At 48.1% G+C, this 21,612-nt stretch carries 14 protein-coding genes; 9 read left to right on the top strand and 5 right to left on the bottom strand.

The features are described 5' to 3' along the window. The first annotated feature begins 257 nt into the window (after window positions 1-257). The 4 genes from NG792_RS16020 (at window position 258) to NG792_RS16005 (ending at window position 8,825) form a co-directional block, all read left to right on the top strand. Window positions 258-4,034 carry a PAS domain S-box protein gene (locus NG792_RS16020; protein ID WP_261236049.1) on the top strand — a complete coding sequence of 1,259 codons (3,777 nt, stop codon included), beginning with the start codon at window positions 258-260 and terminating at the stop codon, window positions 4,032-4,034. A gap of 224 nt (window positions 4,035-4,258) precedes the next feature. Continuing rightward, entirely contained in the window at window positions 4,259-5,371 is a 1,113-nt protein-coding gene (gene aroC, locus NG792_RS16015) for a chorismate synthase (protein ID WP_261201232.1), read from the top strand. 224 nt (window positions 5,372-5,595) lie between these two features. Then, window positions 5,596-6,468, top strand: coding sequence for an MBL fold metallo-hydrolase (locus NG792_RS16010; RefSeq protein ID WP_261236048.1), 873 nt, complete (start codon window positions 5,596-5,598; stop codon window positions 6,466-6,468). A gap of 443 nt (window positions 6,469-6,911) precedes the next feature. Continuing rightward, window positions 6,912-8,825 carry a M48 family metalloprotease gene (locus NG792_RS16005; protein ID WP_261236047.1) on the top strand — a complete coding sequence of 638 codons (1,914 nt, stop codon included), beginning with the start codon at window positions 6,912-6,914 and terminating at the stop codon, window positions 8,823-8,825. Window positions 8,826-9,199: 374 nt separating this feature from the next. On the opposite strand, the gene NG792_RS16000 is transcribed toward NG792_RS16005, so the two are convergent. From NG792_RS16000 to NG792_RS15990, 3 genes are all read right to left on the bottom strand, one after another. Next, window positions 9,200-10,135 carry a GIY-YIG nuclease family protein gene (locus NG792_RS16000; protein ID WP_261201229.1) on the bottom strand — a complete coding sequence of 312 codons (936 nt, stop codon included), beginning with the start codon at window positions 10,133-10,135 and terminating at the stop codon, window positions 9,200-9,202. Window positions 10,136-10,207: 72 nt separating this feature from the next. Continuing rightward, on the bottom strand, window positions 10,208-10,900 hold the full coding sequence (locus tag NG792_RS15995; RefSeq protein ID WP_261236046.1) for an ATP-dependent Zn protease: 693 nt from the start codon (window positions 10,898-10,900) through the stop codon (window positions 10,208-10,210). Window positions 10,901-10,963: 63 nt separating this feature from the next. Next, complete coding sequence (locus NG792_RS15990; protein ID WP_261201227.1) at window positions 10,964-11,791, bottom strand: M15 family metallopeptidase; 828 nt, start codon at window positions 11,789-11,791, stop codon at window positions 10,964-10,966. A gap of 574 nt (window positions 11,792-12,365) precedes the next feature. On the opposite strand from NG792_RS15990, the gene NG792_RS15985 reads away from it, so the two are divergent. After that, the gene (locus tag NG792_RS15985) at window positions 12,366-13,337 is read left to right on the top strand and encodes an AEC family transporter (RefSeq protein ID WP_261201226.1); all 972 of its coding nucleotides are present in this window, start codon (window positions 12,366-12,368) and stop codon (window positions 13,335-13,337) included. Between the two features lie 210 nt (window positions 13,338-13,547). Here the strand turns inward: NG792_RS15985 and NG792_RS15980 are convergent, their stop codons facing one another. After that, window positions 13,548-14,069, bottom strand: a complete 522-nt coding sequence (locus NG792_RS15980) for a phosphoribosyltransferase (protein WP_261236045.1) — start codon at window positions 14,067-14,069, stop codon at window positions 13,548-13,550. 199 nt (window positions 14,070-14,268) lie between these two features. Between NG792_RS15980 and NG792_RS15975 the strand changes: the two genes are divergently transcribed. Both NG792_RS15975 and NG792_RS15970 read left to right on the top strand, forming a co-directional pair. After that, window positions 14,269-15,702 carry an MFS transporter gene (locus NG792_RS15975; RefSeq protein ID WP_261236044.1) on the top strand — a complete coding sequence of 478 codons (1,434 nt, stop codon included), beginning with the start codon at window positions 14,269-14,271 and terminating at the stop codon, window positions 15,700-15,702. A gap of 245 nt (window positions 15,703-15,947) precedes the next feature. Next, window positions 15,948-16,625 (top strand): HEAT repeat domain-containing protein, encoded by a 678-nt coding sequence (locus tag NG792_RS15970; RefSeq protein WP_261201222.1) that lies wholly within the window; start codon window positions 15,948-15,950, stop codon window positions 16,623-16,625. Between the two features lie 234 nt (window positions 16,626-16,859). Here the strand turns inward: NG792_RS15970 and NG792_RS15965 are convergent, their stop codons facing one another. Beyond that, window positions 16,860-18,026 carry a hypothetical protein gene (locus NG792_RS15965; RefSeq protein WP_261236043.1) on the bottom strand — a complete coding sequence of 389 codons (1,167 nt, stop codon included), beginning with the start codon at window positions 18,024-18,026 and terminating at the stop codon, window positions 16,860-16,862. Window positions 18,027-18,407: 381 nt separating this feature from the next. Here NG792_RS15965 and NG792_RS15960 point away from each other — a divergent pair, with 381 nt between their 5' ends. Further along, complete coding sequence (locus NG792_RS15960; protein ID WP_261201220.1) at window positions 18,408-18,587, top strand: ribbon-helix-helix domain-containing protein; 180 nt, start codon at window positions 18,408-18,410, stop codon at window positions 18,585-18,587. An 850-nt stretch (window positions 18,588-19,437) separates the two neighbouring features. After that, window positions 19,438-21,492: a DICT sensory domain-containing protein gene (locus tag NG792_RS15955; protein ID WP_261236042.1), complete on the top strand. Its 2,055-nt coding sequence runs from the start codon at window positions 19,438-19,440 to the stop codon at window positions 21,490-21,492. Window positions 21,493-21,612: the final 120 nt, after the last annotated feature.

Raw genomic sequence — 21,612 nt, 5'->3', positions numbered from 1 at the left:
TGGGAATGACGGACAATGCAGGTGTGAGTCGTCTGGGTTAATTTAATTGAGATTTACTGACTCAGCGGGACTGACGCATCACCGTTAGTCAAGAGAGCGGTGCGGTTGAGCTACTGGCCCTACTGAGGGGGTGAATTTTCACAATTAGGGTGGGTTGTTGTCAAAAAACCGGGCTGGAAAGCGCTCAGGAAATCAGGGGAGTGTTCACAACCTTAAGGGTCACAGAAACGTCAAAGCGTGGTGAGGGAGCGTGTTGCATGAGTCGGATTTTGGATGAAGTTCAAGAGGGAATTGTATTCATCAATGCAGGGGGCGATCGCCTGGATTATTTGAACCCTGCGGCAGCTCAATTGTTTGGGGGAACGGTGGCGGGGTTTGAGAATCAGCCGGAGTTTTGGACACAGGGAATTGAACCGCAATGGCGATCGCAAGTGGGAAAGGCTTTAGGGCGGGTTTGGGAAACGGAGATGGTGGAGGTAAACTATACCATTGTGGGGATTGACGGGCAAGCCAGGGACCTGCAAAGTAAATTTTGGGCGATCGTCGATGACGAGGGGACGCCGGTTCGCATTGAAGGAACTATCAAGGAACGCCGCCCTCCCGAAAAATTGGACAGAGCGATCGCACAATGGTTCAATTTATCGCTGGATTTACTCTGTATTGCCGGGACTGATGGTTATTTTAAGCAATTAAATCCGATGTGGGAAACAACATTAGGATATAGCACGGAGGAATTGCTTTCAATCTCCTTTTTAGAGTTAGTACATCCCGATGATGTCGCCTCAACCCTCGCAGAAGTCGAGAAACTCTCAAAAAGCAAAAACAGCATTTATTTTGAAAACCGCTATCGTTGCCGAGATGGTTCCTATAAATGGATGGCTTGGACTTCCTCTACGGTGCAAGGGGATGTGATTTATGCAGTAGCCCGGGACATCAGCGCTCACAAGCAGATGGAGGCTGAACGACAACACTTACTGACCTCAGTACAAGAGAGTGAGGCCCGATATCGCTCGGTACTAAGTGCTATGAGTGAGGGGGTGATCATGCAAGATGCCAATGGCATTATTTATACTTACAATTTAAGTGCCAGACGAATTCTCGGTTTGAGCCTGGAACAAATGATGGGATGGACCGCCATCGATCCGCGCTGGCGGGCAGTGAGAGAAGATGGTTCGCCATTTCCAGCGGAAGAATATCCATTCGCGCTTACCTTACGGACTGGGGAGTCCTTTCGCGATCGCATCATGGGAATTCACAAACCCGATGGGAGCTTAACCTGGATTTTGGTCAATTCCCAAGCCTTGTTTCGCCCTAATGAAAGCGAACTGTATGCCGCAGTCTGTACTTTTACGGATATCAGCGATCGCATTCAAGCAGAAGCCTTAGTGCGAGAAAGTGAGGCCAAATTCCGGGCCGCGTTTGAGCAGGCTGCGGTTGGCATTGCTCATGTGGGACTTGGGGGGAACTGGATTGAGGTCAATCAAAAATTATGCGACAGTCTCGGATATAGTCGCGAAGAATTACTCACTCTCACTTATCAAGAGATAACCCATCGTGATGATGCGGAATTGGATGGGAAAGCCGAGCGTCAGTTATATGAAAGGGAAATCAATAGCATCATCTTTGAAAAGCGGTATCGGCACAAAAACGGTTCGATGGTGTGGGCGAATGTGACGGCCTCGATGATTCGCAATGCTGCCGGAGAGCCTCAATATTTTCTGGCGGTGATTGAGGATATTAGCGATCGCAAGCAAGTGGAACTGAGCCTAAAACAAAGCCAACGAGTCCTAGAAGAAGCCCAACAAATCGCTCATCTGGGTAACTGGGAATTTGACCTAGAAACAGCCAAGATGACTTGGTCCAAAGAACTGTTTCGGATTGGGGATTTTGACCCCAAACAGGAAGCACCTTCCGTGTCCAAGCTTTTAGAAAAAGTTCATCCCCAAGATGCTGAAGCACTGAAAATTCGCTTGGAAAAAGCGAGCACCTTGGGAATTCCTTTTGAATTAGAGCATCGGATTCTTCACCGAAATGGGTCCCTCCGGTACGTCCATGCCAAAGGAAAAGTTGAGCAGAACTCTCAAGGAGAAGTGGTGCGACTATTTGGGACAGTTTTGGACATTACAACCCGCAAAAAAATTGAACAGGAATTACAAGAACGAGAGCAGTTTTTGCGGGCGATTTGGGAAGGAGTGGATTACAGTATTTTTGTTTTGGAAGTTTTGGAGGAAGGGGAATTTCGCTTTGCCGGGATGAATCCAAAAATGGTCCAATCTGCCCAAGTTCCGGTAGAAAAAATGCTGGGAAAAACCTTGGCGGAAGCCTTACCCCCGGAGATGGCAGCCCTGTGGCGTCCGCATTATCTCCAGTGCGTCCACTTGAGGAAAACCCTCTCTTTTGAGGAAAGTTTTGTGGCAGATGGAATTGAGAGGTGGTGGCTGATGACCCTGAGTCCCTTGCAGGATAGTAACGATCGCATTGATCGGATTATTGCCACCACCATCGATATCAGCGATCGCAAACAAGCGGAACTCGCATTGCAATACCGTGAAGCGCAATATCGAGAATTAGCCCAACGGGAAGCCCTGCTAAATCGGATTGCCACCCAAATTAGAAACTCCTTAGAATTGGATACCATTCTCGATAGTGTAGTCCAGGAAATCCAAGAGGTGATGGAAATTGACCGATGTCACTTCCTCTGGTATCGAGACAAGGATACCGAACCTTTTTGGGAAGTGGTAGCTGAATCGAGAAATCCCGGATTAATTGACCTGATTGGCTGTTATAGTATTGAACAAGCTGGACCAATGGTCAATGGACTCTTAAAGGGAGAAATTCTAAAATTTGATGATATCAACGAGGTGATTGATTCTACCCTTCATGAGTTTTTAAACAAGCTGGGATATGGGGCCATATTGGCGATGCCAATCCAAACAGAAGCGGGGAAAATAGGAGTCATTTCTTGCACTTGTCATAACCGCACTAAAGCTTGGAAGCCGGAGGACGTGGAACTGTTAGGAGCCGTCTGCGACCAACTGGCGATCGCCATCAATCAAGCGGAACTTTATACTCAAGCCCGGGTATCCGCCCAAATTGCTGAAGCAAAAAGCCACGAATTACAACAAACATTACAGGAACTCCAACGCACCCAAAGCCAATTAATTCAGACCGAAAAAATGTCATCCTTGGGTCAATTGGTGGCCGGGGTTGCCCATGAAATTAATAATCCGGTGAATTTTATTTATGGAAATCTGACTCATGCCGATGATTATATGCAAGATTTGTTAAACTTAGTGGAGCTTTATCGAACCCATTATCCCGAACCCGCCTTGGAGATTGAGGAAGAAATTGACAGAATTGATTTGGATTACTTAGTGGAAGATTTTCCCCAAATCCTCGCCTCCATGAAATTAGGCGCGAATCGCATTCGAGATATTGTTAAATCCCTGCGGACTTTTTCCCGCTTAGATGAATCCGACATGAAAGCCGTGGATTTGCATGAAAATATTGATAGTACGTTGATGATTTTACAAAATAGGCTGAAAGGCAAGAGCGATCGCCCGCCGATTCAGGTGATTAAGGAATACGGGCCGATTCCCGAGATTACCTGTTATGTGGGGCAGATTAATCAGGTGTTTATGAATGTTTTGGGGAATGCGATCGATGCGGTAGAAATGAAGGGAGATGACTGGGTGAATAATGGGAATGATTCTCTCGGTGACCCCACGGGACCCTTGCCGGACCCGTTAATTCGGATTACCACCACTCTGATGGAGGGACATCGAGTCGAAATTGCGATCGCCGATAATGGAATAGGCATGAAACCCGAATCTATTAGCAAAATTTTTGACCCCTTTTATACTACAAAACCCATTGGCAAAGGCACAGGACTGGGGTTAGCCATTAGCTATGAAATTATCGTAGAAAAGCACCGGGGGAGAATGCAATGCCTTTCTGAACTGGGAAAAGGAACTGAGTTTATTATTCAAATTCCCCTGGAACAGAACGTCAATCTGGGAAACCCATCGGGATAATAAAACCCGCTGTGGGAATTCGGGTCGGTTTCAACTCATATAGCCTCTTGCTCCCCTCAGACTAAATCGGGTACTCGCCAGTCTGAAAAACCCTCTCAGGACGGGAATTCACCTTAACTCCAGCCCCTTCCCAGTCCCGAATCCACAGAAGGGGGAGACTAACCCTGACGAAACGGTGCAGTTTCGGATAAAATACAAGTTCTAACGCCGTTTGAGCATCAATCATGGGAAACACTTTCGGGCATCTGTTTCGAGTCACCACATTTGGAGAATCCCACGGTGGGGGTGTAGGGGTCGTTATTGATGGATGCCCACCCCAACTCGATATTAGCGAAGCAGAAATTCAAGTCGAACTAGACCGGCGAAGACCGGGACAGAGTAAAATTACCACACCGCGCAAAGAATTAGACACCTGCGAAATCGTTTCTGGGGTGTTTGAGGGGAAAACCCTCGGCACACCGATAAGTATCTTGGTGCGAAACAAGGATGTCCGATCGCAAGATTATAATGAGATGACGGACACCTACCGCCCCTCTCATGCCGATGCGACTTATGATGCCAAATATGGGATCCGAAACTGGCAAGGCGGAGGGCGATCGTCAGCGCGGGAGACAATCGGCAGAGTCGCCGCAGGTGCGATCGCCAAAAAAATCCTCCACCAAGTCGCCGGAGTGGAAATCGTCGGCTATGTGAAGCGCATCAAAGACTTAGAAGGTGTCATCGACCCCAACCAAGTCACCCTCGACCAAGTGGAGAGCAATATCGTGCGCTGTCCGGATGCCGAATGTGCCGATCGCATGATTGAACTGATTGAACGAATCGGGCGAGAAGGGGATTCTACAGGTGGCGTCGTCGAATGCGTGGCGCGTCACGTTCCCAAAGGGTTGGGAATGCCCGTATTTGACAAACTCGAAGCCGATCTCGCCAAAGGGGTGATGTCACTGCCTGCGAGTAAAGGATTTGAAATCGGGTCCGGATTTGCCGGGACCCTGATGACGGGTAGCCAGCATAATGACGAATTTTATACCGATGAGCAAGGAGAGATTCGCACCCGAACCAATCGTTCTGGAGGGATTCAAGGTGGAATTTCCAACGGAGAAAATATTATTATTCGAGTTGCCTTTAAACCAACTGCTACAATTCGCAAAGAACAGCGCACTGTAAATAGCTTAGGCGAAGAAACCATCTTAGCAGCTAAAGGACGGCATGACCCCTGTGTGTTACCGAGAGCTGTACCAATGGTAGAAGCAATGATGGCTTTAGTGCTGTGCGATCATCTTTTACGCCATCAGGGTCAAACCGGCACATTCAGACCAAAAGTTGGTCAAGCAGGTTAATAAGCTGTTAAGTATTTAATGGGGTGATCCGAGCGAAGCCCGATGCTCACACTCCAAGACACTGAATTGATGTTTTTTCACCATTTAAAGACCAAACAGCTTACTTAGCCCCATTAACGGGTTAGATTGAAACATCGGGCGATCGCCATCCCTTTCCCCGATCCCATCGTTGACACAGTTTACGTTAGTTCCACTTGTTCAAATACAAAACCGTAAGAGCCTGTATGGAAACGAACCATTCCTCTGAGTTTGTTGTCCAATTCTGGGGCGTTCGAGGCAGTATTCCGACCCCCGGAAAGGACACTGTTCGCTATGGCGGCAATACCTCCTGTGTGGAAATGCGAATTGGTGGAAAACGCCTGATTTTTGATGCGGGTACGGGATTGCAGGTTTTAGGACAAACTTTGCAAAAAGAAATGCCCATAGAAGCCTATATGTTCTTTACCCACTACCACTGGGATCACATCCAGGGCTTCCCCTTTTTTACCCCCGCCTTTATTCGCGGAAATAGCCTGCATATTCATGGCTCAGTTCCCCTGGATGCCGAATCAATGGAACAGCATTTTGTTGAAAGAATTCTCCATCCAAATTCCCCCGTTCCCCTAGAAGGAATGCAGGCCAATTTGAAATTTTCACAAATGGTTTGTGGGGAACCCTTTCATGTGGATGATATCTACTTTGAAACCGGCCCTTTAAACCATCCCAATAGTGCAATGGGCTATCGGGTCACCTATAAAGGTCATAGTGTATTTTACTGTACCGATACAGAACATTTTCCCGATCGCATGGATGAAACAGTTCTGCACATGGCACGCAATGCGGACTTGTTGATTTACGATGCTATGTACAGTGATGATGAATATAATAATCCTAAATCCCCCAAACATGGCTGGGGACATTCCACCTGGCAGGAAGCCGTCAAAGTTGCCAAAGCCGCTGGGGTCAAAAAACTGGTGATTTTCCACCACGACCCCAGTCACAATGATGCTTTCTTAGATAAATTGGATGGAGAGGTTAAAGAAGCATTTCCCAACTCAGTTCTCGCTCGCGAAGGGTTGGTTTTAGATGTCTGTGAATCCGTTCTCGCTGTGGTGTAAAATCCCCCGTTAGCTAGAAGGCAAGGAAAGTGGGAGATTGTTCTCTAGTCTCCCTTAACTCATCACCCCAAAATATTGGGCATTCTGACCAAAATTCCCTCTCTACTTTAAGCGAGGGAATTTTATTAAATCCCTTCAAAAATCCTAGCTACTTCGATTCTATTAACCGAAACGCAGCTATCCCGGATCCGCACAAAAACTTAAGAAAACTGCCCCAAAGTGATTAAATTATCAAATAAAACCTGTTGAAACTTCTTCAAATTTGAGCCTTTAATTAGTTTTTCAGCATCCTTAATTTATCGTCTCAATTCAGGCAATTTAAAATAAACTCATAACCCTTTTGCCCGTTCCTACATTTTATCTCTACAATAGGAACAGTATCAGAGCGAAACTCGACCCTTCCTCCAACAGTCTTCCCTCCAAATCCACCCTAGGTTGCTAAGATGAAACTCCTCTGGAATTCCTGGCTCATTACCCTTAGCTTGGTACTCCCCATTGCAACACCTGCACTTGCGGAGTTACCCCTTCCCTCCCGATTGGCGCAAGCTAACAGCGAAACCCGACCCACCTTACCCGCCAGTGAACCGACCCCCGAAACCTCCGAGGAAGCAGAGGATCTGCCAAGGGAGGAAGAGGACCCGGAACCCGCCAATGCCGAAACCTCCGAGGAAGCAGAGGATCTGCCAAGGGAGGAAGAGGGCCCGGACCCCGCCAATGCCGAAACCTCCGAAGAAGCGGAGGAGTCATCGGAAGAAGGATACACGCTGGATCCAGAAGAAGCCGCAAAACAAGCGGAAAGACGCCGCCTTTTGGAACGATTGGCAGAAGCCGATCGCCTCTATGTTGCCGGAGACATTGCTGCAGCTGAGGCAATTTATCAGGAGGTTAAACCGCCCTTTTCCGACAATGGCAAGCAAGCGGCAATTTCTACCCTCCCCGAACCCTTGACGGATCCGGAACAACTCTCCCCTGCCTCGCGGGTGTACTGGCGCGAAGCACAAGCGGGATGGGAAAGTAAACTTGAATCTCGGATCTTCGTTCCCCTAGAATTCCTAGTGGAAGCTTCACCGGAATTTCTCCCGGGACATTTATTACTCGCCGAAGCTTACACTAGCTATAAACATCCCGAAAAAGCAGTTGAAGTCTTAGAAAGAGCCACCACTTTTTATCCCAATAGTCCGGAATTGTTGCGGGTAAAAATTGCTGCCCTTGCTGCAACAGAACAATGGCTAGAAGCCTCGATCGCCGCCCGCCAATTTGCCCTTCTCAATCCTGATCACCCCGATGCTGAAGAATTTGCAACTTTAGCCGAAGATAACTTCGGTAAATTTCGCGGATACATTCGGAAAGTGATCGCGGGAAATGCCATTGGAAATGTCGTAACCGGGGCGATCGGTGTTGCTTTAACCGGCAATCCTCTCGGTGCATTGTCTGCGGTGGAAACCTTAGTTATGTTAGCCCGAGGAGAATCGGCGATCGGCAGAAGTATTGCTAATCAAGCGATCGAAGAATTAGAGATGGTTGAAGATGAAGAAATCGTCGCCTACGTTCAAGAACTTGGAGCAAAACTCTCCAAACTCTCGGGACGGAATGATTTCGAGTATGAATTTTATGTCATTAAAGATAAAAATCTCAACGCTTTTGCACTTCCTGGTGGTAAAATCTTCGTCAATGCCGGGGCCATTCTCCACAGTGACACCGAAGCCGAATTAGCCGGATTAATCACCCACGAACTTGCTCATGCAGTCCTGTCTCACGGCTTTCAAATGGTCACTCATGGCAATTTAATCGGCAACATGGCACAATATGTCCCCTTTGGTGGCACATTAGCCAACCTCCTAGTGCTCGACTACAGCCGGGATATGGAACAACAAGCCGATGTACTCGGGACTCGATTACTCACCTCAGCCGGTTATTCTGCCGATGGATTGCGAAATCTCATGGTGAAACTCAAGGAACAATATGGCGAAGGGAGTTCCTTTTGGAAATTCATGTCCTCTCACCCTCCTACAAAAGAACGAATTAGCGATCTCGAAACCCTCATTGAACGGGGGGGTTATAATCGCTTCGCCTATGAAGGGGTAGAACAACATCAAGAAATGCGTCAGCGTGTGGCAGAATTGCTCCGAGAAGAACTCTCCCAGGAAGATTTAGTCAAGCTGGATATAGAATTGGAGGAGGTTGAAACTGAAGAAACTGAAGAAGGTGAAGAAACTGAAGAGGAAGAGTTAAACTCTGACAAGGATGAAGCGAACTCGGAAGAGGAAGAGTTAGACTCTGAGGACAATGAAGCAAACCCGGAAGGGGAAGAGGAAGAGTTAAACTCTGATGATAAGGATAAACAAGAGGAGGAATAAGGATAAATTTTGGAGGGATTTAGAATCTTATTTACCTTTAGGTCTTGAGTCTTTTATTTAATGGAGATAGGGTATATAAATCATTTTTCTCTTAGGTAAAAGTCTTTTCCATTCCTCAGTTATGTTAGGGATTAGAGTGACTAATTTTTTTGATAAATCTTGCTTGTTTAGCTCTTTTCCCTATCTCTACTGAGGTATGTTTATTATTTTCTTCTGCCTGAAATGTCAGAATCTTGGCTATCTAGGAGGCAGAACTTATCAAGCTTTAGGTCAAGCTATTGCACAAGCATTTAGTAAAGTCTCTGTCGAAAATCCCAACCATTGGTTTACTCCTTGTGGTGACTGTACATCATTTAATTGAGAAAAGGTTTAAACTAAAACAACAACTTTGGTACTGGATCATCATTGATGGCAAGTATTCCAGGATACATCTCTTTTAAGTACAAGTGTTGTGGTAACAAGGTTTCCAGTTGTGTAGCGGTAAGACAAAGGATTTCTACACCACTGACACTACGGAATTGTGACCCACACTCTAAGGGAAATAACTTCCAACCGATTTCCAAGCTACGAGCTAACTCCAGTCTTTGTTTAAAAGACATTGCCTTGACGTCCTGCCGCATGGCATCGTATTCAAGGCTAGGGATTGAAGTCAATCCAGCAAAGCGTTTCTCTCTCATGACTTCATACATCGTAGGGTGATGCATGATACGTTCTCCAAGCCACGGGATGAGGCGAATTTCAATACCGTTACACCTTGCCCGCCAATGAGCACAATCTTTACGTCGAAGCACCTCCGTCCATCTAAATAAACTGTTTGGCTTTTTATTAAGTGCTTGCAAACTCTTGCGAAGATTTGTTGTTGCACGCAGTGTCTCTCCGTAATTAGCCAAATAACCCAAAATAACTGTTTTTAGCCGTTGGTTGTCGGCTGGACAGACCCCCAAGCCAAGCACCCCTTGATTGAGGTTCTTCAACAACTGCGTTAGCATCTGAAAGCTGGGTACGATTTGCTGCTTTGGTACTGTTGTTTGGTTTAAGGTTGGACAGTAATACTCGATATACTGACGTTCTAGCTCCTTAAGCTGACTTTGATCGCAATTCAGCCAAAAAAGTTTGACTTCGCACCGTCGATTAACTGCTTCAAGTTGCGGAAAACGGTGATGATTCTGCCAACGATTTCTAAGATTGGTTGCCAAACCAACATAGAGAATTTGCTCACCAGCACTGGCAAAGTAAATGGCAGAACACTCCGGCAACCTTTGTCTATCTGCCAGTTTTAGGTAGGGTAACGTAATGAATTCTTGTAACATTGTTTTAAGTGGCTCATTTATTAAAACGACTTCAGTCGTTACTCAAAACTAATTCGAGGTAAATGGGTTCATTTATTCAGCCTTTATAGGAATCCGACTGGCTAAAATTTGATAACACTCACTCACAGCTAGTCGCTGTTCCATTGCGGTGACTAAGGCTTGATAGGCATCTAAATGAGATTCTATGAGGGTTTTGGCTTGCAAAATGGCCCACCGTTCTTTGAGTTGAGCATCGATCGCAGATTTGCGGTTTTGGGCCAAGATTGCTTTTAATTTGGCTTTGTCTTCTGCACCACCTTCAGCCCGATCGCCGGTTAAGGTTTCAGCGGCTATCCCTGCCATCCAGACAATGCAGTAACGGTCAAATAATTGGGCAGAGAGACTGCCTTGTTGGAGTTCGGCGAGGAGTTCTTGATCGTCAAATTGCACGCCACCGCCAGCGGATTGGCCTTGTTTAAAGGCTTCCCAGGCATTTAAGGCATAGCTGGTGATGGGAATTTCTAATAAGTAGGCAACTAAAAAATGTCCGGCTTCATGACGCAATACCCGTCGGCGATGATCTTCGGACATTCCGGCAAAAACATCCACGAGCAGGTTAGCACCTTTTCCTTGCCAGCCGAGGGTATCTAGGGTAAAAAAGCCTAATAGACTGGCGGTGGCGATCGCACCAATCAGGGGAGATAGCTCTAGGATGGGTCCGAGCAATACGGAAAGGGTCATCAAAAAAACCGAAATCGCAACCAGATTAAGCGCTGTTTGACTCATGATGCAGGGGTCGGAATGGGGAGGAGCAAAAGTAGAGTAGAACGAGGGCAACCCAACATCCAGTTAGGGTTGAGTTTCTATATTTTTTTGCGGGTTTCGGGCTTTATAAAAGGTTTCCAGACTGTCGCGATCGCCCACAAATCTCCAATGCCAGGGTTCATAAGTCACCCCTTGAGTATTTCCTTTCGGAAACGATACCTCAAAACTATAATAGGCAGCATTCTCTTTCATCCATTGGAACGCCGGGGTATTTTCAAAGCTCGGACTCAAATCCGTTGCCGGAAGATTGGCATCCCCAATATCTACCGCATAGCCGGTATGGTGCTCGCTGTACCCTGGAGGTGCGCTGACTTCTGCTCGTTCCGTGGTAACCTGTCCCCGTTGCGCTTTTACCTCAAAAAACAGATATTTCTGGTCTTCCTCGCTGCGAAATCCAGAAATCGGGACCAGAGAGACCCCTTGCGATCGCGCCGCCTCTTTCATCTCCAAAAACGCTCTAGCTGCCGCTTGACGCATCAGGATTCTCCCATCACTGGAAATCGGCTGAAGGTCTTCGCGAGGCGCTTCTTTATAGGGGAAGTGACCCAGTAACGTCTCTGTTTTCGGGGCAGTTGGGTCTACAGTAGCATTAGGGTCCGGGGAATCCGTTTGCTCCGTTTGAGCCACCTGGGAGTTATTCAGGAGTCCCAGCATTCCCCCCTGCCATGCCACCAGCACCCCTGCGACTAGGGCAACTGTCCCGGCAATCAGGGCAATTACAATCCATTTGACCGATTTCGACCCCTGAACCGTAGAGACTTTCTCGGAGGTATCTCTAACCGCTTGAGGAATGTCCTCCCCCATAAATGTCGAGGTTTTCGACGCTTGTCCCGACACAGTTGCCTTATTCAATGACTCGACTCCTACAGATTGACTCGGATTGCCTAAACTATGATAATGAACGGCTGCGGAAGCCCTGACGGATCTTTGGACGGAGGATCCTTCAGGGGTTGAGCTTCCCTCTCCCCTACAGGGTTACAAAAGCATTCTACCGAATCCTTGTAGATCGGGACCGAAGAGGGTCATTTGGCGTTTGTCTTATGTCGTTTGTCCTTTGTCATTGGTCTTATGTCATTGGTCATTTGTTGTTTGTACAGGGACCCGGGACCAATGACCAGGGACCAACGACCAATGACCAATGACCAACGACCAACGACCAGGGACCAACGACCAATGACCAATGACAAAAATCCCCCCGTTTAGCGTCAAGTGCTACGGACTCAGCCCTTGGTTCTATGGCAATATTAATCCCAAATTGCTGCATAATTTCTTCATGATTTCCCCATTGAGAGTTGGTCCAAGCGGTGTTTGAATTGGAACGGGCTACGGCATCGTTATCCTGCCCATTGAGACGCAGTGAAAAAACTCCTTTGAATCAGGGGATAACCCCCCAACTCAATGAAAACTAATCCTCCCTTAAATTATTATGCTCGTTCTGGGAATTCATCTCCTAAAACTCTACCTCCAACTTGGGGGATTAGCGTTATTAGGATTTATTCTGGGTCGGCTGCTGCCCCCTAAAATCCCGATTTATATCGGTAAATTTCTGTTTTGGATTGGCGTTCCCATCGGGGTGATTGCCTTCGTCCGCCGCTCGGATTTATCAGGTTCAATCTGGTTAGCACCAGCGATCGCCTGGGTGGCAATTCTACTGGGCGTGGGGCTTAGCTGGCTTTGGCTCAGGAGTAAAACCCATCCCGGTTCTGCTTCCCTAGAGCTAGAACAATCATCCCAATGGTCTCATCTCCCCACTCAAGGCAGTTTTGTCCTTTCAACAATGGTCGGTAATACAGGCTTTATTGGCTATCCCGTTGCTTTGGCATTAGTGGGAGAACAATATTTTGCCTGGGCGCTATTTTATGATTTGTTGGGTACGGTGATCGGAGCTTACGGCTTAGGTGCGGTATTAGCCTCCCGATTTGGAGAAGGGTCGAAAAGTTACAAACAGTTTATCCATGCCATCCTCTACAATCCCACCCTGTGGAGTTTAGGGTTGGGGTTATTGGTGCGAGATATTCCCCTACCACCCCTCTTGGAAAATAGTTTACAGCGGTTTGCTTGGAGTGCGATCGCCTTGTCTTTGATTCTCTGTGGCATGAGACTGAGCCAATTACATTCTTGGAGTAGTCTCAAACCCGCCTCAGTCAGTCTCGTCATTAAAATGTTAATTGTGCCACTGTTCCTCGGCATCATCCTGTCCTTTTGGGGACTCGATCGCCCTGCATTGCTGATTCTGGTGTTACAAATGGCAATGCCTCCAGCCTTTGCCACCCTAGTCCTAGCGGAAACCTACAACCTCGATCGCGATTTAGCCGTGACTGCCCTGGGACTCGGTTCTGTTTGCTTATTAGTCACCCTCCCGATTTGGGTCTTAATGTTTGGAATTCCCACCGTTTAAGCTAAGACTAACCCTCTCTAAATGTAGGGTTCAGAATGCGAATTGACCCTACCACTCAACAAGTAAATGCGTAAGTCTTAGCCCAGCCCAATTTCACCGAAAATTTTCGCCCTAAATTCGTGATTTGAGATTAGACCTCTGGCAAAAAAAGATTGATCCCCCCAACCCCCCTTATTAAGGGGGGCTTAAGACAATTCTGCCATAAGTCTATTAACTTGCGATCGTTTGATAGCTCTGAGCGAGTTGCTCTGGGGTGATTTGTTCATACCCTTCAAACGGTTGATGAATCCAGGGATTATCCGTCAGGTAATCGACATAGTAATCCGGTTGAATTTCCGAACAAGCTTTGTACCAGAGGACTGCGGTGCGAATCTCCTGAATCTGATTTTCATAATGGCAATTGAGCCAAAGTTTGGTTTCCTTGAGAGAAATTCCGGTATCTACCAGGTCATCTACTAATAAAACATAAGGGCCGAGGGTATCGCCGATCGCCGTTAAGTGGCGGGCAATCTTCAAGGCTCCTCGGTGTTTGCCCTCTGCACCCCCATAAGAGGCGGTGGATAAAATCCCTAAAGGGCGATCGTAAATCCGGGCGAGGATATCCCCAACCCGCAGCCCTCCTTTGGCAATACAAACGATCTGGTCAAAATGCCAATTGGACTGATAAATTTGGACCGCAAGCTGCTCTATTTTTTGGTGGTACTCGGCCCAACCGATATGAAGGTCACGCATGGGGGCAATTTTTCCAACAGTAGCAACAGGAAGCAGGAATAAAGGTAATAGACCAAAATAGCATAAAATTGACAAACCGTCTTGTATGCCACAATACAGAAAAGCGCCGCTGAAATTTGTATCGTCACTGGCGCTTGTTGTCCTCCTCCAGCAATTGCAGTAATCCTGCCACGCTCTTTCCCCGGAAAAAACAAAGTCCATGAATCACTCGTCCCCTTCCGATCCATCTTCCGACAGATCCCAGCCCGACAAACTCAGTCTTTCCACAAAACTGGCTTATGGGGCTGGAGATATGGGGGCTGGGATCACCACAATTTTAATCTCGTTTAGCCTCTTAATCTTTTTAACGGAGGTGGCGGGTTTAGACCCCGGATTGGCAGGAACAGTCCTGATGATTGGTAAGGTGTGGGATGCCATCAATGACCCGATGATCGGGATGTTGAGCGATCGCACCCGGTCTCGCTGGGGACGCAGGCGATCGTGGATGCTCTTTGGTTCCCTACCCTTTGGTCTGTCTTTTTTCCTCCATTGGTTAGTCCCTCACTTCAGCGCCGATCCCCAGGTGAATCAGTGGGCGCTGTTCACCTATTACATCGTGGTGAGTATCTTGTTCCAAACCGCTTATACCGCAGTGAATCTCCCTTATACAGCCCTCACGCCGGAACTCACTGAGGACTACAACGAGCGCACCAGTCTCAACAGCTTTCGGTTTGCCTTCTCCATTGGGGGGAGTATCTTAGCTCTCATTTTGGGTGTGGTCTTGACTCAACTGATGCCTGACCTGAAACAAATGTATGTCGCCCTAGGCGGCATTTGTGCGATTCTCTCGGTATTTCCCCTCTATTGGTGCGTCTTCGGAACCCGAGAACGCTATCAAACCCAAGCCGAACCCACAAGTTTATCTCTGATTTCTCAGTTCAAAATTGCCCTGAGCAATCGTCCGTTTCAGTTTGTGAGTGGGATTTATCTTTTTTCCTGGTTAGCTTTGCAATTAACCACAACAATTATCCCCTATTTTGTCGTGAGTTGGATGCGGCGAGATTCATTCTTTGAAGTCGCCTTAATTGTGCAAGTTGTGGCGATTATCATGCTATTTGTCTGGAGCGAAATTAGCAAATCTTTGGGGAGAAAAGCTGTTTATTTTATGGGCATGGGGTTTTGGATTATTGCTCAGGCGGGACTTTTCTTTTTACCGCGCGATCGCATGGATTTGATGTTCTTCCTAGCAGTCCTAGCCGGGGTGGGCGTGGCAACAGCTTATCTCGTTCCTTGGTCCATGCTCACCGATGTGATTGATTTAGATGAATTAAATACAGGTCAACGTCGGGAAGGAATCTTCTATTCGTTTATGGTCTTTTTACAAAAACTGGGGTTAGGATTGGGGATTTTCTTTGTAGGACAAACTCTCCAATGGTCGGGTTTCATAGAATCCGCTGGAAGTACCACAATTCCCGAACAACCAGACTCGGCTTTGTTCGCCATTCGCATGGCGATCGGCCCTCTGCCGACCCTGTTGTTAATCGGGGGTTTAATTTTGGCTTATTTTTATCCCCTCTCTCGGGAAGTTCATGCGGCGATTTTATTGCAGCTTTATGAACGGAAGCAGCAGGCTTCTGTCAAGGCTACAGACTAAACCATGAGGAGGCGATCGCCTCTTTATTAAACCAATTGGAAGGTTACCCAGTTTCATCGCCCTTTCTGGGGCGAGAATTGTCACAGATTTTCAAAGCATAAACCCGGTTTCTAACCCGTACCCCCAGACTCGGCGATCGCCGGTTCGGAAATCCCTCCCTAAACAGGGCCAATTTTCTCCCCATCCCTCGGTCCTGGCTCTATAATAAAAAAGTGAATGTAAACTTTTGTAAATTTTCTAAATCTATGTCCCTATTAACTTTAGAAGAAATAGCCGTCAAGCTGGAGAGTGAGAATTCCGGCGATCGCATGGTGGGCTTGGCTTCCTTGCGGAACGTCCCCGCTGCGGATGCCTTCCCCTTTATCGAAAAACTCCTCAATGATGAGAACCTCCAAGTGCGATCAATGGCAGTCTTTGCCTTAGGCATCAAAGCCACTGCCCAATCCTTTCCCATTCTGGTAAAAATCCTCGAAGGCGAACCCGATTACAGCATCCGTGCCGGTGCAGCGGGGGCCTTGGGATATCTCGAAGACGAAAGAGCCTTGGAACCCCTAGTGCGCGCCTTCTATGAAGATACCGATTGGCTGGTGCGCTTTAGTGCCGCAGTCTCCCTCGGAAATCTCAAGGACCTTCGTGCGCAGGAAGTGTTGCTCAGTGCCTTGGATAGCGAAGAAATCGTCTTGCAACAAGCGGCGATCGCAGCCCTTGGGGAAATCAAATGTATTGAAGCCGTCGATCGCCTCTTGCGCTTCGTCCAGTCCAAGGATTGGCTAGTGCGTCAGCGCCTTGCCGAAGCTCTCGGACATCTCCCCAGTGAAAAAAGCATATCCGCCCTCAAATACATGGCAAAAGATAGTCATTTCCAAGTTTCTGAAGCCGCGAACCTTTCTCTGAAACGATTAGCTGATGCAACGGCTGTTTAATCAGAGCGATCGACAAATTACACTCTCCCTAGAGCATTTCTGCCAGCAGTCCGACCCTAGAATTGAGCAGTGGGAGCATCTTGCTCCCTACTTCTCCAGTAGAGAAAGATACTCCCACTCCTTTAAGGCAACCCTGTCCGGGTTTTTTTCATTCCCCTATTTTGCCGGGGTTACAGGGTCAGGGGGGCAAAACCCATCGAACCGATAACCCTCAAACCCCTCAAGACTAACCCCTTAAAAATGGCGAGAATTAGAGGAAGAATTTCCTTGAAAATCCTGAATAAAATGAGAGATAGCCGAGACTAAATTGGTGTATAGCATCCCATCGGAAGCCCGGTAACCTCGACCACTCCATCCCGGTAAATCCAGGGTCTCCGCCAACTGCCCAAAGTCCGAGGCGATCGCCCAGGTTTCCTGAGCCACTTGCGGTTCCTCTGCGGCGACTTTCCCTTCCCCTTGACGATAGCGCTGAAGTTCCTCCTCTTGCTGGGCCACCTTTTGGGTCATCCGGTCCAACTTTTCCACCAAAGGCTGATAGGCTTTTTCTAAGTCCGCATTCACCACCTTGGCAGCTTCCGCATTAAAAGTATTTTCCCAGCTTTCCTGTTTAGACTGTTCTAAGGCAGCCTCTAAATCAGCAATTCGTTCATCCTTGAGTTGATTTTCCCGCTGTAACTGAGCAATCCCTTCTAGTTCGGCTTGTTTTTGTTGCAATTCGGCAGCAAGTTCGGCATTTTTAGCCCGGAGTTCTTCCCGTAGTTCCTGCGCGGCAGCGACTTCCGTTTTTGCCGCCAGCAATCCCGCATCCCGCGCCTGACGAAATTCTGCCTGTACTCGGTCCTGGAGTTCTTGTTCTAACTGAATTCGTAGGGTTGCCAGTTCTTGGTCCTTTTTGGCGATCGCCTCGGCGATTTTTCGGTCTACCTCTTCTTGGGTAAATCTTCTCGGGGAAGGTTTGCGGGCGATCGCCGGTTTGCCGGTGCGTTCCGTGCGGACCCGTTGTCTAATCATCGTGGCACTGGGGCGATCGCCAGAGGTTAAAATCTTTTCCGCGAGGCGATCGGACCCGCCACTGAGGGCCGCTAATGCAGAAATACTCCATCCCGCCATTTCATCGATCCGGTGGGGAATCCGCTGCACCAGTTCCGCCACCTTGATTAAATTTCCCGCGAGATATTCCGACCCATCAAAATAGCGATCGACCCAGACTTTAAATAAGACTTTTCCCAATCGCTGCTTCGTTTCCAGCAAGTCGCACCCGTTCTCAATCTGCTGAATGGTCCCGGTTTTGATGCGATCGCGGATCCGGGACACCACCGCCTCCGCCGCTTCTACTACATTGGGGGGTAAATTTCCATAATCTAGGGGAGATGGGTTGATACCTTCCGTCGTCTGTGCCATAATTGTCCTTAATGGTTTAAGTTTAATAGTCCTTAACTGTTCTGGATTGTCCTTAGATAGTCCTTAACCGTTCTGGATTGTCCTTAACTGTCCTTAACTGTTCTTGTGCTTACGAGAATGGTCCTTGTACGTTAAGAACCTCAGTGTGGTTAGACCTGAGAGTTTCAAATGATTTTGATCCCCTATCCGTGGCTTGAATAAGCGGTTAGGCTTAACATTTACCCGCGTTCTGTCTTGCCGGACAGAGCGCGGTTTTTCCTTAGTACCTAGTTTATCACAACAGGGTACCTTACCGAAGCGGATTGGTTCCCTATTTGTCAAGCTAACGTCCATTGTAGCTCCAACGATGTATCATAAAACTGTTGACATCGAGACAAAACAGTGAGTAAACGAGTCCATGTAACCCTCCCCGATGCCGTCTATGATGCCCTCGAACGGTGGGCAGACAGTCAAGGACGCCCTGTGGCTAACTTAGCCGCATTTATTATTGAGAAAGCTGTAGAAGGAGCCAATAACGATGGGAAAATTCCGCCGCCACCCTCATCCCCGGCGAAAAATTAGCGGCAATTCAAAGTAAGGATTGGATTGCTCTGATCCAATCCGGAGCGTTTGCAGTTGAGGAGCAAGTCGCCCTCAGTTTTAGGGTTAGGGCGATCAACTTCCGACGTTCCCTCGAATGACCTGTGAGTCTGTATTGGTTTATCCGTTTACGTTCCTTGATTTTGTTATTAAATGGATTGATTAAATATAAAATAGCTTGACGTTTTGGGGAAGATGAACAATTGAATTTTTAGGGCAAGTATTATTTATATAGGGTCTCTGTTCCAGCATTCACACCCAAAAATTGAGCCTGGGGAGCATCTGATTTCCCTCCTAATTCAAGGGAGAGCAAACGCTAAAACTAAATCTTTTAAGAATTTTTGAATTAATTTAGAGGGGCTATATACCGATTTTAAAAGTAAGGAAGGGGAGCATCTGGCTTCCTACGGCCAATAATAAAAAGCCAGATGCTCCCCCTCCTTTGGTCAAGGATTTTTGAATTAATTTAGGGCGGCTATCGAAAAGAATAAACGGCTGAATTTTTCACTACAAATACAAAAAATATAAAATAAAAACTCTTGATTTTGTTCAGGGTTTAGGCTAGTTTTTGGGCTTAAATTTGGGGTGGAGCAAATAAAATTAATGAGAATTTATACCTAATTGATGGAAAGAAATTCTGAATTTTCAATCAACAATCTGAAATACGGCGTTTTTTTGGGGAATCTCGCAGCCGTTTGTCAGTAGTCGGCTCATGGTGCGATAACGTTGTTATAGGGAAAACATGATAGTTTCGGCAATACCGGGACCGCCTGAACATTGCCGTGCAGATTACAAATGGTTGTTGCCTACAGTGGAAATAAAGACAAGATAAATGAGCATTCCTACTTCGGTGCTGGAAGAGTTGCTGCACGCCTTGCCCCTGCTGAGAACTCAAATTTATTTCAAGTCTTCTTTAACCGCACTGTCCCATGCGATGGAAGATCAAGTCCTGGCGGGGGCCGATCGAGCGTTGGTGATTGCCTGCTTTCAACGGGAGCGATTTTATCGTCAGGAGGCACACCGATATCGCCGGATCAGCAACAAGACGGATCAAGTGTATGTCCTGGCAGCACCGGAAACGGAATTTCAAAATAGTTCACAAATCCAGGAGGCGATCGCCTTTGAGCCCGATGATGGGTTAGCAAAAGAGTGGCACTTGGTGGTGCTGGCGCCGAACTATTCCACTTGTCTGGTTTGTCGGGAAAAAGAGGGAGCGGTGGTGAAGCCATCGGAGCTGCAATCGATGGATCAATCGAGACGGTTTGAGGGGATTTGGACCTTTGACCGTCAGGTTTCCAGTACCGTGGCGCGGTTATTGTTAGAGCGAGTGCGGGTGTATCGCCCCGAATTGGAGGAGAAGATTGAAAGGGCGATCGCCACATATCGATTGAGCGAATCCGACAAAGCCCTTGAAGCAGCAGCGAGATTCCAGGATGTAGACCCCGGACCCTTCGTGCAACGGTTGGTCACGTACCTACAGGCGGGTCAACATAAATTAGTCAAAACCTATCGCTCGATCGCCGCGCAGGAGCGTCGAGAACGGTTAGTCAACTCCATCACCACCGCCATTCGTCAGTCCCTGAATCCCGCAGATATTTTCCAAGTGGCCGTGCGAGAATTGGGCGGAGCCCTGGACGTTTGTCGGTGTTTAATTTATCGCTGCAAAGCCACGGATCAAGAAGCGGCGATCGCTTATGAATTTTTAGGGCGATCGGTCAAGTCCCTCACCGGAGAAGTCTGGCCCTTGCAGGAGAATCCCCTGTTTCAGGAAGTCGTTGCCTCGGGGGAACGAGTCGCCGTGGAAAACATCAGGACTGATAGCCGGATTACCGGATCTAAGCGGTTAATGACCTTAGTCCAGGAATGGGAGATTCAATCCTGGTTAATGGTGCCCGTGCTGTATCAGAATCAACTCGTGGGAATGGTCGAGTTGCACCACTGTGGCTGTGAGTACAGAGAGTGGGATGCAGAGGAACTGACAATGGTCGAGGCGATCGCCACCCAAGTTGGAGTAGCCACCCTACAAGCTGAAGCCTACGCCAACTTAGGAGACTTGAACGAACAACTCGCCGCCCTCGATCGCACCCGCAGCAACCTAATCGCCATTACCGGACATGAACTACGCACCCCCCTCTCCACCATTCAAGTCTGCCTAGAAAGTCTCGCCTCCGACCCCGATATGCCCCCAGAACTGCGGCAAGTCATGCTCAGTACCGCCCTAGACGATGCGGAAAGAATGCGGACCCTCGTGCAAGATTTCTTGACCCTATCGCGCCTAGAAAGCGGACGAGTAGAATGGAACACCGAAGCCCTACCCTTGCACGAATGCCTGTCCTTAGCTATCAGTAGCGTGCGCACCCGGACCAACCCCGAAGCGGCTGCCTTACCGACCTTGATCCTGGAAGTGCCCGAGGATTTGCCCTTGGTGCGTGCCGATGGGGAGTGGTTGGTGGAGGTGCTCTCCAAACTGATTGATAATGCTTGTAAATTTACGCCTTCCGGGGGAAAAGTGACCATTTTGGCCCAAACCCGAGGCGATCGGGAACTGGAGGTCAAAGTGGCGGATACGGGACGAGGGATTAGCCGTGATCGCCTCGAAACCGTCTTCGATCGCTTTTACCAAGAAGAAGGTGCATTACGTCGTTCCACCGGCGGCACCGGCTTAGGATTAGCCATCTGTCGGCAAATCGTCACCGGCTGGGGGGGGCAAATTTGGGCCAAATCGGGAGGGAAAGATTGCGGCAGTCAGTTTCATTTCACCATCCCGATCGCCCCCGACAGCGCTTCCGAAGTCACCCCCAATCCTAGTCCCCGCAGCAAAAGCAAATCTTCAAAAGGCGATCGGTCCTCTGGCAGTTCCCGCAATCGCCGGACACCGATTGGGTAGTTAGGGAGATAGGGGAGATGGGGGAGATGGGGGAGATGGGGGAGATGGGGGAGATAGGGGAGATGGGGGAGATGGGGGAGATGGGGGAGATGGGGGAGATGGGGGAGATGGGGGAGATGG

Source organism: Laspinema olomoucense D3b (genome assembly GCF_025370785.1).
Taxonomy (GTDB): Bacteria; Cyanobacteriota; Cyanobacteriia; order Cyanobacteriales; family Laspinemataceae; genus Laspinema; species Laspinema olomoucense.
The sequence above is the reverse complement of the archived record's forward strand: the minus strand, read 5'-3'. Positions and strand labels throughout refer to the sequence as shown.